The organism is Streptomyces xinghaiensis S187 (assembly GCF_000220705.2).
GTDB classification, from domain to species: Bacteria; Actinomycetota; Actinomycetes; order Streptomycetales; family Streptomycetaceae; genus Streptomyces; species Streptomyces xinghaiensis.
Genome location: NZ_CP023202.1, coordinates 3266049 through 3280212 on the forward strand (window position 1 = coordinate 3266049; position 14164 = coordinate 3280212).

Consider the following 14164-nt stretch of genomic DNA (forward strand, 5'->3'; position numbering starts at 1 on the left):
GCGGGGCCGGCCGTCGGACGGCGGCCGGCGCCGGCCCGGCACGTCAACGACGGTTCAGCACGGCCTCGTACAGCCGCTCGGCGAACTCGGCCTTCGCGGCCCAGGTGTGCTGCCTGGCCCATCGGGGCCCGGCCTCCGCCGTGCGGCGCCGGGCCTCCTCGTCGGCGAGCATTCCCGCCAGCGCGTCAGCGAGGCGCCCGGGCAGGTCCGCCGGGTCGCCCAGCGGCACGGGAGCCGAGCAGCCCGGCGCGGAGAAGTCCCCGACTCCCTGGTGGTCGAGATGCACCACGGGCAGCCCCCGGGCCCACGCCTCGAGGTTCTGCACCCCGAAGGAGTCGCGGAGGCTGGTGAAGAGCAGCACGTCCGCGTCGTCGTACGCGGCGAGGGTGTCCCTCCAGGGCAGCCGGCCCCGGAAGGACACGGACCCGGTGAGCCCCAGCCGGACGGTGAGCCGCTCCAGGTCCGCGCGGAGCGGGCCGTCCCCGAGCACCACGAAACGGGCGTCGGGAACGCGGGCCGAGAGGAGCGCGAACGCCCTCAGGGCCAGTTCCGGCGCCTTGATGGCGGTGAGCCTCCCGACCCAGAGCACGGTCGGCGGGCGGTCCGGCCGCTCCGGCCCCTCCCGCGCGGGCTCCCGCAGCAACTCGCCGGGCACACCGTCGCTGAGGACCATGCGGGGATCGGCGCGGCCCAGGCGGCGGGCCCGTCGCGCGGTGTCGCGATTGGTGGTGAGGACCAGGGCCGCCTCCCGGACCGTCGCACGGCACGTCGGACGCAGGCTCATGCCCCGCACCCACAGCAACTCCCGCACCAACTCCTGGACGTACGCGGGTCCCAGCCAGCGGCGGTGGCTGCGCGGCGCGGTCTGCCCGCCGCCCACGGGGCCGAACACCAGCGGCGGTCCGAGCCGCCGCAGCGCGCTGCCGCCCACGAGCGAGCCGTACGACACGTGGTGCACCAGGTCGGCGCAGCCGAGCCCGTGGCCGCGCGCGTGTTCCAGGGCGCGCCGCTGCCATCCGTCGTAGTGGACGAACTCCAGGACCTGGCCGCGCAGGAAGCCCGGCAGCAGACGGACCCACCAGGGGCGGGGCGGGGCCGGCACGACATGCGTCCTGATCCGCCGCCCCACCGGGCCGAGGGCCTCGATCCGCCTGCCGATGTGCTCCGTGTTGCCGCCGTGGGGACGGGTCAGCAGCTCGACCGTGTGTCCGCGCCGGGCCAGCGCCTCGGCCCAGGCCCAGCCCATGCCCGGCTCGGTGCCGCGGCTCGGGTCGCACGCGTACGACGCCAGGACGATGCGCAGCGCCCGCGCGGTGGGGGCGGGGGACGGGACGTCGTGCCGGTGGCGTACGTCCGGGGCCTGGCCGGTCGGGGCCTCGCCGGTCGGAGCCGTCAACGCGCCCTCTCCCGTCTGCCGGTGAGTCCCGTCCCGGCGTCCGACGGCAGCGCCGGCGGGGCGGACGCCCGTGGAACCTGCCGGCGGGCCGCCTGCCGGACGGCGCCCCCGACGAACCGGGCGTTGCCGAACAGATAGCGCCGCCACAGCCGGCGCGGCTCGCAGCCCAGCCGGAACAGCCACTCCAGTCCGCCCTGTTGCATCCAGGACGGCGCCTGCCGCTTGCTGCCCGCGATGAAGTCGAACGCGGCGCCCACCGCCATGGTCACCACCGGCAGCGCGGCGCTGAGCTCGGCGGCCCGGTGGTCCTGCAGCGGGGTGCCGAGACCCACCCAGACGATGTCGGCCCCGCGTGCGCGGATGTCCTCCTCCTGGTCCCGGAGCTCCTGGGCGGTCAGCGACCGGAACGGCGGGGAACAGGAACCGGCGAGCACGGCCCGGGGGAAGCGCCTCCGCAGTTCGCGCTGCAGCGCGGCCAGCACCTCGGGCGTGGAGCCCAGCAGGTAGTGGCGCAACCCTGTGCCCTGGCTCATGGAGAAGACGTCCAGCATCAGGTCGGGGCCGTAGACGCGCCCGCGCGGCAGCGCCGTGCCCCGGTGGAGGAGCTGGTTCGCCCAGACCACCGGCTGCCCGTCGGCGAGGTTGAGGAACGCCGAGCGGAGGGTCCTGAGCAGCGCCGGGTCCCGGTCGGCCAGGGCGAGGGTGTAGGCGTTGCACAGGTGCACGTCGCTCCCCGCGGGGGCGAGGGCGGCTGGGCCGGCCTGTGCCGGCCGGTGCGCCTCGCGTGCCTCCCGGGTGTGCAGGGCGCGGTGCACCACCCGGCGGGCGGCGCCCTCACGGGTGTGCGCCGTGATGGGCACGCCCAGACACGAGACGACGGGTACGGAGACTGTGCCGCTCGCCGTTTCGCCGACCGCCGTCATCGACGGGCCGTGCCGTTCACCACGGTGACGGGGTGCCGCCGGGGCGTGGTGCCGTCGACGTCGATACGGCGGCGGAAGTCCTTGACGGTTTCGCGCAGGCCGTGCTCCACCGGGGTCGTGGGGTTCCAGTCCAGCAGTTCGCGAGCCAGCGTGATGCTCGGACGGCGTTTCTCGGGGTCGTCCTGCGGCCGGGGGACCAGCACGATCTCGGACGGGGACTCGGTGAGCTTGCTGATCCACTGGGCCAGTTCGAGCATCGTGACCTCGTGGGGGTTGCCGAGGTTGACCGGGCCGCCGTGGCTGCTCCCGGTCATCCGCGTCAGCCCGTCGACCAGGTCGTCCACGTAGCACAGCGACCTGGTCTGGCTGCCGTCCCCGGTGACCGTGATCGGCTCTCCCCGCAGAGCCTGGCGGATGAACGTGGGGATCGCCCGGCCGTCGTCCGGTCGCATCCTGGGCCCGAAGGTGTTGAAGATGCGCACGATCTTGGCGTCCACGCCGCGTTCCCTGCGGTACGTCATCGTCAGGGCCTCGCCGAAGCGCTTCGCCTCGTCGTACACGGCGCGCGGGCCCACCGGGTTGACGTGCCCCCAGTAGCTCTCCGGCTGCGGGTGCACCTGCGGGTCTCCGTACGACTCGGAGGTGGACGTCAGCAGGAAACGGGCGCCCTTCCCCGCGGCCAGGTCGAGGGCGTGCCACGTGCCGGCCGAGCCGACACGGAGCGTCTCCAGGGGCAGCCTCAGGTAGTCCGCCGGCGAGGCCGGTGAGGCCAGGTGGAACACGGCGTCCACGGGCCCCGGCACGTCCAGGCCCTGCGTGATGTCCCGGTGCTGGAACTGGAAATGCCGGTTGTCCGTGAGGTGTTCGATGTTGTCGGGGCTGGAGGTCAGGAAGCTGTCGACGCAGACCACCTCGTGGTCCTGCTGAAGCAGCCGCTCGCACAGATGCGAGCCGATGAATCCGGCCCCACCCGTCACTACCGCGCGCATGCAGATCCTCTCGGCCGTCCCGTCCGGGCAGCTGGGCGGCGGCAAGCCGCGGTGTCACTGCCGAGACTCGGACTGAAGTCATGTTTCTATTCGTTTGTCCGATATGGGTGTATTTGTCATTATCAGGGCGGTAACGCTCCTGTGTACGGCATCTTCCACCCGTCTGCCGCAGTCAGGAGAAGGGGTGCTGCATGCCGGTGTCCACGGCCGAAACGGCTCACCGCCCACCGTCCCCGTACCGGCAGGCGCGCCGGGGAGGCAGGACGGCCAAGCGGGCCATCGATGTACTGGGCGCCGCCGTCCTGCTCCTGCTGGTGGCGCCGGTACTCCTCGTGGCGGCCATCGCGGTGAAGGTCGACACCCCCGGCCCGCTGCTGTTCCGTCAGCGCCGTACCGGCTGGCGGGGCAAGGAGTTCGAGGTCCTCAAGCTCCGCACCATGGGAGTCGGAGCCGAGCGGTTGCGGGCCGCCATGTCCGTCCGCAACGAGGCGGACGGACACCTGTTCAAGATCCGTGAGGACCCCCGGGTGACCGCGGTCGGACGGTGGCTGCGCCGCTACTCCCTGGACGAGCTGCCGCAGTTGGTGAATGTGCTGAAGGGACAGATGTCCCTGGTCGGCCCCCGCCCGCTCCCGGTCGGGGACTCCGCGTTCACCGGGGAGGCCCGCCGCCGTCTCCTGGTCCGCCCGGGGCTCACCGGCCTGTGGCAGGTCAGTGGCCGCTCCGACCTCGCCTGGGAGGACGCCCTGCGCCTGGACCTGGAGTACGTCGACGCCTGGTCGATCAGGCTGGACCTGACCATCCTCCTCCGGACCCTTCCCGCTGTGCTGCGTGGTGACGGTGCCTATTGAGGGGTGTCCGCCGAGCCACGAGGGGACCGTCAGCCGCACACCGGGCACCGACGAGGCCGCCGAGCACGGGCCGCCGGACCCGGCCAACGGGATCAGCGAAGGAAAGTGACACCGGATGCCCGAGTTCCGCCCTGGTACGTCGCACAGCCGGACGCCCCCTCCCCGGACCGGGTGGAGGCGCCCGGTCCGCATGCCGCCCCGGCGGACGAACGGCGGCCGGCGCGTCGCCGGCCTCCCCCGGCCGCCCAGGGTCCGGGTCAGGGTGCTGGTGTACGCGACGGCCGGGCTGCTCCTCGCCGGAGCCGCCTGGATCGCGGTGACCGGTGTGCTCGCCGCCCAGGAACTGCTGGCGGCCCAGCGGAAGCTGGAGTCGCTGCGCCCACAGCCGGCCACGTCGCAGTCAGCGGCGGGCGCACCCGCCGAGACCGCGTCGCTGACGCGCACCGCCGAGGCCGCGGTGCGCGACGCCGCCGGGCATACGGCACGGGCTCATCGCCTCACCACCGGACCGGCCTGGTACCCGGCGGCTCAGCTGCCCGTTCTCGGCGCCCCGCTGCGGACCGTACGCGGAATCGCGGAAGCCGCCGACCGGCTGACCGGCGACGTGCTCTCCCCGCTGGCGCGCACCGCCGGTGACGTCGGCGCCGGACCGGGGGAGGACGGCGGGCTGCTGAACCTCTCCGCCGTGCGCCGCGCGGCTCCTCTCCTCGATCACGCGTCGCGCAGCGCGGCGCGGGTGCGGACCGAGGTCGACGAACTCCCGCACAGCACCTGGCTGCCGGCCGCCGACCGGGCACGCACCCGGCTCGCCCGGCAGCTCGACCGGCTCCGTCCCCTCACCGGAGACGCCGCCGCGGCGGCCCGGGTGATGCCGTCGATGCTCGGAGCGGACGGGCCGCGGCGGTACCTCGTGGTGTTCGAGAACACCGCCGAGGCACGCGGCACCGGCGGGCTTCCCGGAGCCTTCGCGGTGCTCAGGGCGGACCGGGGCCGGATGAGTTTCGAGCGCTTCGGGAACGACACCGAACTGGCCTCGGTCTCGGCGGATGTGGACCTGGGGGCCGAGTACGACGCGCTGTACGGCTCCAGCGCCCCGGCCGCGACCTGGGTCAACTCCAATGTCAGCCCGCACTTCCCCTATGCGGCACGGATCTGGGCGGCCGCATGGCACCGGCACAGCGGGCAGCAGGTGGACGGTGCGTTCTCCCTGGACCCCGGTGTGGTGTCGGGACTTCTCGCCGCCTCCGGCCCCGTCCGGCTGCCCGACGGGAGCACCGTCACCGCCGGAAACGTGGTGGACCTCACCGAGCGCGCCAGCTACGCGGTTCACCGGGACACCGCGCGGCGCAAGGCCTTCTTCCTCGACGTCGCGCGTGCCGTGGCCACCCGGCTGCTCCACGCCGCGGACGATCCGGCGCGCCGGCCCGCCCTCTTCGCGGCGCTGCACCGGCAGCTGGCGGCGGGGCGGATCAAGGTGTGGAGTGCCCACTCCGCCGAGGAGCGCGAACTCCTGGCGGGGTCGTTCGGCGGAGCGCTGCCCGACGGGTCCGTCCCGCTGGCCGGACTGGTGGTCAACAACGCGGCGGGCACGAAGCTGGACTACTACCTGGACCGCGAGCTCGTCTGGGCACCGGGACGGTGCGTCGGCGGCCGGCGCGAGATCACCGTGACGGCCCGCCTGACCAACCGGGCACCGGAGTCGGGGCTCCCGCCGTATGTCACCCAACGGGTGGACGACCCGCTCCACGACGTCCGGCCGGGCGACAACCGTCTGCTGGTCTCCTACTACGCGAGCGCGGGGGCGATGCTGTCCCGGGCCACGCTGGACGGCCGCCCGGCGCTGGTGAACCACGCCACGGAGCGCGGCCACCCGGTCTTCACCCTCGATCTGGAACTGCCCGCGCGCGGCACGCGCACGCTCGTACTCCACTTGCTGGAGCCGCCTTCCGGCCGTGCTCCGGTCGTGCTGCGCCAGCCGCTGGTGCGTCCCCTGCGGGCCACGGTGCGCGAGAACGGTCCGTGCGGTGCCTGATGTCCCACCGAACAAGAAAGCACTGACGCCATGTCGGACGTTTTCCTCCCCGTTCCGGCCGAGGGCACCGCGCCTCCGCCGTATTTCCGCGTGCTCATCGTGTGCACCGCCAATCTGTACCGCTCACCGCTCGCCGAGTGCCTGCTGTGGGAACGGCTGGCCGCGGCACGCCAGGTGGTTCAGGTGAGCAGCGCGGGAACACACGCCGCGCCGGGCCGGCCGATGGCGGCCGAGGCCGCCTCCGTCCTCGTCGGCTGGGGCGGGGATCCGTCGGGGACCGTCTCCCGCCGGCTCACCGCCGAGCTGGTCGAGAGATCGGATCTCGTGCTGGGCGCCGCGGCGGAACATCGCGAGGCGGCCGTGCGGCTGTCCCCCGTACGAGCGTTGTCCCGCGCGTTCACGCTGCGCGAATTCGCCCGGCTGCTGCGGGCCGAGGACGCGGCGGACGCGACGGCCCCCGTCACCCGGCTCACCTCGCTGGTCCGGGGCGCGGCCGGCCGGCGTGGAACCGAACGGGTGCAGGGGGGCGATGACGACGTGGCCGATCCCCTGGGCGCGGACGTGCGGAGCGCACGGCAGTGCGCGACGCGCATCGAGGAGTCGGTGAACACGATCGCCGCGGCCATGCGAGCCGGCTGCTCCCCCGCCATCAGCTCTCAGCAGCGCGGCCGGCGGCACCCGTCCGCCCGGTGACGGACCTTCCGTCACCGGGCGGACGTGGCGCCGGGCCGTGCGGGGCACTGCCGCGGAGGCCGCGGCGTGGGGTGAGGCGGGAGCTGTCAGTGCTTCCGGAGCCGGCGGGCGAGGAGGACCCCGCCACCGCCCAGGGCCGCCAGGCCCGCGGCCCCGCCCATGAGGAGAGGCGTTGTGTCGTCACCGGTGTCGGCCAGGTTCTGCTGTCCGGCGGGGAGCGCGGCGGCACGGGCCTGCTGCTTCGGTACCGCCTTGGTCGTGCAGGGATCATCCCCGGGGCGCTCGAGCACGGTGATCCCGGCCTCGAGGACCCGATTCGGGTTCGACGCCCGCAGCCGGAAGACGTGATTGCCCGGCGTCGTGCACCGGGGGATACGGACCGATCCCCAGACCGCGCCGAGCCTGTTGGCCCTGAAGTTCCCCAGCCTGGTCTGTTCCGGGAGCAGTTCGGCCACGACCGCCTGTTCGGAGGCGAACCCCCTTCCGATGAAAGCGATCTTGGCCCCCTGGTAGACGGCCGTGGAACTCAGGGTGAGGCCCGGGGACGGTGGTGGGTATTGGGCGTGGGCGGGCTGGGCGCCCAGGACCGGCACGGCGGCGAAAGCAGCGGAAGCCGCCACGGCCGCCACGGCGGTACGCCACTTCGATGGCGCAGTCATCTCGTTCACTCTCCTCAGGTGGCATCCGACCGATGGAACATAACTGCCAAAAAAGACATGTTCATATATAACGCTTTATAGCCTTGACTAACACCTTGACCTCGGGTAGTCGCCGGATGGCTTACGCGAATGGCCCGAGCGGCCCCGCCCGGCTCGACGGCGGGCGGGGCCGCAGCCCTGCACCTTTTGCGCGGTCTTCACATATATGCTCGCTTGACCTCTTGCGCCATGTTTCAGCAATCTTGCGTACATCTGGGATGGATATTGTGGATCTGTCCGACTGCCTCCGGTTCCTCGTCAGGCGCTGGCGCGCCATCGCCGCTCTGGGGCTGCTGGGAACGGCGATCGGTGTGTTCGTCACCTACGCCACCACTCCTCAGTACCGGGCCACCTCGACGCTCTTCGTGTCTCTTCAGGACTGGGACGACACGGCCAAGCTCAACCAGGGCAACAGCTTCGCCCAGGCCCGCGTCCGTTCCTACGCGGAAGTGGTCTCCAGCCCCCGGGTGACCAGGCCCGTCACAGAAGCTCTGGACCTGGGCCTGACGCCCTCCCAGCTCGCCCGGAAGATCACCACGGAGGTGCCGCTCGACACGGTGCTTCTCAAGATCACCGTCATGGACGCCCAGCCGTCCCGGGCGGCCCGGATCAGCAATGCCGTCGCCCAACGCTTCACCGAGGTCATCGCCGACATCGAACGACCGGAGGGCGCCCGGAGCTCACCCGTCCGGCTGAGCGTCACCGAGCCCGCCACCAGGCCGTCCTCGCCGGCCTCGCCCACGCCCGTGCTCAACGTGGCGCTCGGGCTCGTGGCCGGGCTGACCCTCGGTACCGGACTGGCGTTCGCACGGGAGTCGCTGGACACCTCGGTCCGCAGCCGCAACGACCTGACCCGGTGTCTCGCCGCGGCCGGTGGGCCGGCCGTACTCGGCAGCGTCGTCTACGACCAGCGCGTATCCCGGCACCCGGTGGCGACCGACGATGACGTGTTCGGCCGGCGGGCGGAGGACTTCAGACGGCTGCGCACCAGCCTCCGGTTCGTGGACATCGACAAGCCCCCCAAGGTCATCGCGGTCACCAGCGCGGTGCCCGGCGAGGGGAAGACGAGCGTCTCGATCAACCTGGCCGCCGCGCTGGCCGAGTTCGGGTCCTCCGTCTGTCTCGTCGACGCGGATCTCCGGCGCCCCAACGTCGCTCGGACACTTCGCCTGGTGGAGGGCGCGGGGCTGACCACCGTGATGATCGGCCAGGCGAGTGCCGAGGAGGTACTGCAGTCGGCGGGCTCCTTCACGGTGCTGGCCAGTGGGGTGCTGCCACCGAACCCCGCGGAGATGCTGAGCGCGGGGCAGTTCCGCACCGTGGTGCGTTCGCTGGCCGACAAGTTCGACCACGTCGTGATCGACACCGCGCCGGTGCTCCCGGTGGCGGACACTCCGGCCATGGCCTCGTCGGTGGACGGCTACCTGCTGGTGGCCCGGTTCGGGAAGAGCACCACGGGTCAGATCACCGAGGCCGTGCGGACCCTGCAGGAGGCCGGCACGGCGATGCTGGGCGGCATCCTCAACATGTCCCCCGCGAAGGGCGACGCCGAGCAGTACGGCTACGGCTACACGTACAAGCCGAGGACTCGGGGACGCCCGGCCCGGCTCCGGCGCCGCGGAAAGCCCGCGCCGATGGACGCCTTTCCCGCGCCGGCGGCACCGGCCGTACGCGGCTCCACGCCCCTGCGCGGCGGCAGCTCCGGGGACGGCTCCCCGGACCCGGCGGAGAACCGCTCCGCCCCGTCGGCCGCGAACGAGAGCGGAGACCGTCACTGACCGGAGAGGGCGGCACGCGGGCATGGTGCCGTGGACCGGGTCGTCGTCCGCGCCCGGGATCCGGCGCGGCGCACGGTGGCTCCCGGCCGGCGTCCCGGTCCCGGCCCCTGCGTGCACTCCTGGCGTACCCGGCCGTCGCCGCCGTGGCTGTGGCCGGAGCCGTGCTCGTCCCCTCCTGTGGAACGGACGGGGACTCACCGCTCCGGCCGGAGGCCGCGGCCCCGCCCGCCGCCGATCGCGTCGATCAACTGCGGACCGAGGTCCTCGACGCCATGCCGCATGATCCCAGGGCCTACACCCAGGGCCTCGAGATGGTGGGCGGCACCCTCTACGAGTCGACCGGCCTGGCCGGGGAGTCGTCGGTCCGTCTGGGCCCGCCCGGCCGGCCTCCCACCGTGCGCGCCGACCTGCCGGAACCGCTGTTCGGAGAGGGCATCACCGTCCTCGGGCCGACGCTGTGGCAGTTGACCTGGCTCGACCACGTCGCGATCGAACGCGACGCCAGGACACTGGCGGAGCTGCGCCGGGTCCCGTACGCGCAGGAGGGCTGGGGCGTGTGCCACCAGCCGGGGCGCGATCGGCTGGTCACCAGTGACGGTTCCGCCCGGCTCACCTTCCGGAACCCGCGGACGCTGGCCCCGACGGGCGGGATCGCCGTCACCCTCCACGGCCGCCCCGTGCCCCAGCTCAACGAGCTGGAGTGCGTGGGCGACAGCGTGTACGCCAATGTCTGGCCCTCCAGCCGGATCGTGCGCGTCGACGCCGCAACCGGCAGGGTGACCGCGGAGATCGACGCGTCGGGGCTGCCGGTCCCGGGGGTCCCGGGGAAGCAACGGCACGCCGGCGTCCTGAACGGCATCGCCGCCGTCCCCGGCACCGATGAGTTCCTGCTCACCGGCAAATGGTGGCCCAGGATGTTCCGGGTGGCCCTGGTCGCGAGGTGACCCGTCCCGCGGTCCCGTCGTCGTGGATTCCACGGGCCAACTCGCCAACCCAACGGGGCCCTCGGCCGTGTCCCTGCGTCCGGATGCCAGGGCGCAGGTTCCGCACTCCGGGATGTGGGGCCGGAGAGCGGCACGGCGCACGTGGCCGGTGGGGAGCGCAAACGGTCGGCGGCCGTCTCCTTGACCGGTACCAGCAGGGTCATCCCTGGACGGTGGGGCGGACGTTGATCTCACCGATCTCGACGTCATCGGGCTGCTCGACGGCGAAGGCCACCGCGCGGGCAACCGCGTCCGGCGGGATGCCCACCGCGTCCATGGTCTTGCGCGTCTGCTCGCGGATGTCCGGGTCCGCCATGGAGTCGGCGAGCTCGGTGCGGACGTACCCCGGCGAGATGGCCGTCGTACGCACCACCCCGTCGGTGGACTCCGCGCGCAGCCCCTCGTGGACGGTGCGCACCGCGTTCTTGGTCGCGGCGTAGACGGCCATCGAGGGGGACACCGACAGACCGGCCACGGACACGATGCTGACCAGGTGGCCCGCTCCCTGCTCGCGGAAGACGGGCAGCGCGGCGGCGACGCCGTTGAGCATGCCGCGGAGGTTGACGTCGATCATGGCCGACCAGTTGTCGGTGTCGAGGCCGGCCAGCGGGCCGATCGGGGCGATACCGGCGTTGTTCACCAGGACGTCGATACGGCCGTACCGGCCGACGGTGGCGGAGACCAGGCGCCGCAGATCGTCCGCCTTCGTGACATCGACGACGCAGGCGGCGGCACGGCCTTCCTCCTCCCGGATGCCCTCCGCTATGGCGTCGATGCGCTCGCGGCGGCGCGCCGCGAGGACGACCGCGGCGCCGCGCCGGGCGAGCAGACGGGCCGTGGCCTCACCGATGCCGCCACTGGCTCCGGTGATGGCGACGGTCTTGCCGTGGAGAGAGAGCATCACTGCCTCCAAGCTAAAGTGGACACGTGTCCGGCACGGGCTCCACCGTACCGGACACGTGTCCACTTGTGAGGCGGAACATCAGGAGTCTCCATGACGGAGTCAGGCCGCTTGCGTGACCGGCGGGGCGGAGGTGAACACCCGGTTGTCACGCAGGAGGGCCCACAACTCGCTCGCTCGTCGGCGGGCCAGGGCGATGACGGCCTGGACGTGCTTGCAGCCCTCGCCACGCTTCTTCAGGCAGAAGTCCCGGGTCGGTCCTTCGCGGGTCGTACTTGTCTGCGCGGACATGGAGAACACCCTGCGCAGGCGGCGGCTGTAGCGCTTGGGCCGGTGGAGGTTGCCGGTCCGGAGACCGGAGTCACGCGGGACGGGCACCGCACCTGGGCCTTCCGCTCGTTCACTCGCCCCTCCTCGGGCCATCCGGCATGCCGCCGGCCCGAGGAACACCCCGCTGTCATTTCCGTAAGCAGCCACCGCACAAGGCGCGCACATCTCCATCGGCAGCCAGGGCGCCCCGGAGAGCCTGGCGGCCACTCCTGCTGAGCCACGGACGACAAGAACCCATCAGCCACACCCGGCCCTCCCGGGCCGCTCAACAACTGACGGAGAACCCCATGAGCGCGTCAGCACGCCGCCCGGACGCGGCGCAGAACCGGACCCGCATCGTGGAGGCCGCCCGGGCAGCCCTCGCCGAGTCCGACCACGTGCACCTTAACGAGATCGCCAAACGCGCGGGGGTGGGACAGGGAACGCTCTACCGGAACTTCCCGAACCGAGAAGCGCTCCTCGCCGAGGTATACCGGCGCGACGTCGAAGAACTCGTGACCGCCGCCCCCGCTCTGCTGGCGGAACACGAGCCCGTGGAAGCCCTGCGCCACTGGCTCGACCGAGTGATCGACTACGCCGAGATCAAGCACGGCGTACTGGCAGCGCTGGAACCGGCGGCGTGGCAGGACCTGGTCGCCCACAGCCACAACCCCATCGAAGATGCTCTCGCTGTCCTGCTGGACGCCGGGAAAGCGGCCGGTTCCCTCCGCACGGACGTGGACGCCCACGGGGTCCTCCAGCTAATCACCTACCTCGGCCGACTGGACCGGGCCGCATGGGAGTCAAGAGCACGCCCTCTGATGAACGTCATCCTCGACGGTCTTCGCCGACGGGACGCGCCGGTGAGGGAGACGGGCCGGTGAGCGGACCGGTGGAGGCGGAGAAGGGAACTCGACCACCCGGCAAACGGGCGCGGGGAGTTGCAGGGAACCGTCGTGCAGCTCCCGGCACGAAAAACCCGGGTCATGTGTACGACAGTGACCCGGGCTCCCGTGGAGCCGCCTTCGGGATTCGAACCGAGACCTACGCATGACGAGGGCGGCAAGGACGGTGCCGGGGTATGCCATGCGGTGGTACCGGATCCCGACTTCCCAGATCAGCCCGCCGGCGGGGGGTCTTCGGCGACGCGATCACCATGACGTCGGCCCGGGACGCGGCCGGACGGCTCTCGACGCAGCACATCACCGCCGGAGGGCGCGACGTCAGCAGCCGCGCCTACACCTACCGCGCCGACGGTCACCTGGTCTCCGTCGCGGACCGGCTGTCGGGCACCCGCGCCTTCGATCTCGACCGGGCGGGCCGCGTCACCGCCGTCCACGCCCGGGGCTGGACGGAGCGCTACGCCTACGACGACGCCGGCAACCAGACCTCGGCGTCCTGGCCGTCCCGCCACCCCGGCAGCGAGGCAACCGGACCGCGCGCCTACACCGGCACCACCCTCACCCGCGCCGGAGACGTCCGCTTCGAGTACGACGCCCTCGGCCGGGTCACCCTGCGCCGGAAGACCCGCCTCTCCCGCAAGCCCGACACCTGGCGCTACGCGTGGGACACGGAGAACCGCCTCACCTCGGTGACCACCCCCGACGGGACCCGGTGGAGGTACCGCTACGACCCGCTCGGCCGCCGCACCGCGAAACAGCGCCTGGCGGCCGACGGCGAGACCGTGCTGGAGGAGACCCGGTTCACCTGGGACGGCCTGACCCTGTGCGAACAGACCAGCCACCGGCCGGACGACCCGACCGTGGTCGCCCTCACCTGGGACCACCGGGACGTCGTCCCCCTGGCGCAGACCGAGCGCATCCTCACGGCCGGCACCCGCCAGGAGGAGATCGACCGCCGGTTCTTCGCCATCGCCACGGACCTCATCGGCACACCGACCGAGCTCATCGACGAGACGGGCGGCATCACCTGGCGCACCCGGAGCACGCTCTGGGGCACCACGGCCTGGTCCCGGGACAGCAGCGCCTACACCCCTCTCCGCTTCCCGGGCCAGTACTACGACCCCGAGACCGGCCTCCACTACAACTACTTCCGCCACTACGACCCGGAAACCGGCCGCTACACCTCTCCCGACCCCCTCGGCCTCGCCCCCGCGCCGAATCCCGTCGGCTACGTGGACAATCCGCTCATCGGGTGTGACCCGCTGGGCCTCATGCCCAAGTACACGAAGGAGGAGCGGGCCCAGAAGCGGATCAACAAGATCGTGGACGGCATCGTCGAGAAAGCACAGGACGACGGGTTCAAGAAGCGCCACGACTACCACGGGGACACCCGGCACGCCTTCAGCGACGAACGGGTCGTCGAAATCCTCAAGAACCCGGACGCCGTGTACCACTCGACAGGCACAGCCGGGACGTTCACCTTCAGACAGGGTGACGACATCGTGGTGATCGACGGCCCCGGCAATACCCAGGGTCAGGCCATCACGGCGTACGGACCGTCGGGCATCAAGGGCGAGTCCGGGGCCACGGCGCTCGGCGGTAAACCCACGGACCCCGGCGCCCCGGTGACGCACGAGGACATCGTGAACGGCAGGATTCCCGCCAAGGACGGCCGCTTCCAGCCCCCGGCAGTACAGATCAGATGAGGC

At 72.3% G+C, this 14164-nt stretch carries 11 protein-coding genes and 2 pseudogenes; 7 read left to right on the plus strand and 6 right to left on the minus strand.

The annotated features are described in order from the left end of the window. Nucleotides 1–43: 43 nt before the first annotated feature. Genes SXIN_RS30925 through SXIN_RS13945 form a run of 3 tightly spaced genes read right to left on the minus strand, consistent with a single transcriptional unit; the run spans nucleotide 44 to nucleotide 3308 of the window. Nucleotides 44–1396 carry a glycosyltransferase family 4 protein gene (locus tag SXIN_RS30925; RefSeq protein ID WP_019707596.1) on the minus strand — a complete coding sequence of 451 codons (1353 nt, stop codon included), beginning with the start codon at nucleotides 1394–1396 and terminating at the stop codon, nucleotides 44–46. Then, complete coding sequence (locus tag SXIN_RS13940; protein ID WP_019707595.1) at nucleotides 1393–2319, minus strand: WecB/TagA/CpsF family glycosyltransferase; 927 nt, start codon at nucleotides 2317–2319, stop codon at nucleotides 1393–1395. Before SXIN_RS13940 ends, SXIN_RS30925 begins: the two co-directional genes overlap by 4 nt. Next, on the minus strand, nucleotides 2316–3308 hold the full coding sequence (locus SXIN_RS13945) for a UDP-glucuronic acid decarboxylase family protein (RefSeq protein ID WP_050930685.1): 993 nt from the start codon (nucleotides 3306–3308) through the stop codon (nucleotides 2316–2318). Before SXIN_RS13945 ends, SXIN_RS13940 begins: the two co-directional genes overlap by 4 nt. Nucleotides 3309–3499: 191 nt before the next feature. On the opposite strand from SXIN_RS13945, the gene SXIN_RS13950 reads away from it, so the two are divergent. The 3 genes from SXIN_RS13950 to SXIN_RS13960 all read left to right on the plus strand — a co-directional run bounded on the left by SXIN_RS13950 (nucleotide 3500) and on the right by SXIN_RS13960 (nucleotide 6884). Beyond that, nucleotides 3500–4159 carry a sugar transferase gene (locus SXIN_RS13950; RefSeq protein WP_019707593.1) on the plus strand — a complete coding sequence of 220 codons (660 nt, stop codon included), beginning with the start codon at nucleotides 3500–3502 and terminating at the stop codon, nucleotides 4157–4159. A 190-nt stretch (nucleotides 4160–4349) separates the two neighbouring features. Further along, nucleotides 4350–6191, plus strand: a complete 1842-nt coding sequence (locus SXIN_RS13955) for a DUF4012 domain-containing protein (RefSeq protein ID WP_019707592.1) — start codon at nucleotides 4350–4352, stop codon at nucleotides 6189–6191. A 30-nt stretch (nucleotides 6192–6221) separates the two neighbouring features. Then, a complete protein-coding gene (locus SXIN_RS13960; protein ID WP_019707591.1) occupies nucleotides 6222–6884 on the plus strand; it encodes an arsenate reductase/protein-tyrosine-phosphatase family protein in 663 nt (220 codons plus the stop codon). 86 nt (nucleotides 6885–6970) lie between these two features. Here SXIN_RS13960 and SXIN_RS13965 read toward each other — a convergent pair whose 3' ends face one another. Beyond that, a complete protein-coding gene (locus SXIN_RS13965) occupies nucleotides 6971–7543 on the minus strand; it encodes an LPXTG cell wall anchor domain-containing protein (protein ID WP_107501192.1) in 573 nt (190 codons plus the stop codon). 257 nt (nucleotides 7544–7800) lie between these two features. Here SXIN_RS13965 and SXIN_RS13970 point away from each other — a divergent pair, with 257 nt between their 5' ends. Together SXIN_RS13970 and SXIN_RS13975 are read left to right on the plus strand one after the other, a co-directional pair. Further along, nucleotides 7801–9360, plus strand: coding sequence for a tyrosine-protein kinase domain-containing protein (locus SXIN_RS13970; RefSeq protein ID WP_192883589.1), 1560 nt, complete (start codon nucleotides 7801–7803; stop codon nucleotides 9358–9360). 143 nt (nucleotides 9361–9503) lie between these two features. After that, on the plus strand, nucleotides 9504–10304 hold the full coding sequence (locus SXIN_RS13975; protein WP_238153761.1) for a glutaminyl-peptide cyclotransferase: 801 nt from the start codon (nucleotides 9504–9506) through the stop codon (nucleotides 10302–10304). Between the two features lie 199 nt (nucleotides 10305–10503). On the opposite strand, the gene SXIN_RS13980 is transcribed toward SXIN_RS13975, so the two are convergent. Continuing rightward, nucleotides 10504–11244 (minus strand): SDR family oxidoreductase, encoded by a 741-nt coding sequence (locus SXIN_RS13980; RefSeq protein ID WP_019707587.1) that lies wholly within the window; start codon nucleotides 11242–11244, stop codon nucleotides 10504–10506. A gap of 102 nt (nucleotides 11245–11346) precedes the next feature. Continuing rightward, nucleotides 11347–11628 (minus strand): annotated as a pseudogene (locus SXIN_RS13985) (IS110 family transposase); the annotation flags it as partial. Nucleotides 11629–11861: 233 nt separating this feature from the next. Here SXIN_RS13985 and SXIN_RS13990 point away from each other — a divergent pair. Both SXIN_RS13990 and SXIN_RS13995 read left to right on the plus strand, forming a co-directional pair. Continuing rightward, nucleotides 11862–12437 (plus strand): TetR/AcrR family transcriptional regulator, encoded by a 576-nt coding sequence (locus SXIN_RS13990; RefSeq protein ID WP_019707585.1) that lies wholly within the window; start codon nucleotides 11862–11864, stop codon nucleotides 12435–12437. 251 nt (nucleotides 12438–12688) lie between these two features. Continuing rightward, nucleotides 12689–14161 (plus strand): annotated as a pseudogene (locus tag SXIN_RS13995) (RHS repeat-associated core domain-containing protein); the annotation flags it as partial. Nucleotides 14162–14164 lie beyond the last annotated feature (3 nt).

What these genes read in the sequence shown, in the direction of transcription:
- SXIN_RS13940 (WP_019707595.1), bottom strand. Translation starts at nt 2,319, where the DNA reads ATGACGGCGGTCGGCGAAACGGCGAGCGGCACAGTCTCCGTACCCGTC.
- SXIN_RS13945 (WP_050930685.1), bottom strand. Translation starts at nt 3,308, where the DNA reads ATGCGCGCGGTAGTGACGGGTGGGGCCGGATTCATCGGCTCGCATCTG.
- SXIN_RS13950 (WP_019707593.1), top strand. Translation starts at nt 3,500, where the DNA reads ATGCCGGTGTCCACGGCCGAAACGGCTCACCGCCCACCGTCCCCGTAC.
- SXIN_RS13955 (WP_019707592.1), top strand. Translation starts at nt 4,350, where the DNA reads ATGCCGCCCCGGCGGACGAACGGCGGCCGGCGCGTCGCCGGCCTCCCC.
- SXIN_RS13960 (WP_019707591.1), top strand. Translation starts at nt 6,222, where the DNA reads ATGTCGGACGTTTTCCTCCCCGTTCCGGCCGAGGGCACCGCGCCTCCG.
- SXIN_RS13965 (WP_107501192.1), bottom strand. Translation starts at nt 7,543, where the DNA reads ATGACTGCGCCATCGAAGTGGCGTACCGCCGTGGCGGCCGTGGCGGCT.
- SXIN_RS13970 (WP_192883589.1), top strand. Translation starts at nt 7,801, where the DNA reads ATGGATATTGTGGATCTGTCCGACTGCCTCCGGTTCCTCGTCAGGCGC.
- SXIN_RS13980 (WP_019707587.1), bottom strand. Translation starts at nt 11,244, where the DNA reads ATGCTCTCTCTCCACGGCAAGACCGTCGCCATCACCGGAGCCAGTGGC.
- SXIN_RS13990 (WP_019707585.1), top strand. Translation starts at nt 11,862, where the DNA reads ATGAGCGCGTCAGCACGCCGCCCGGACGCGGCGCAGAACCGGACCCGC.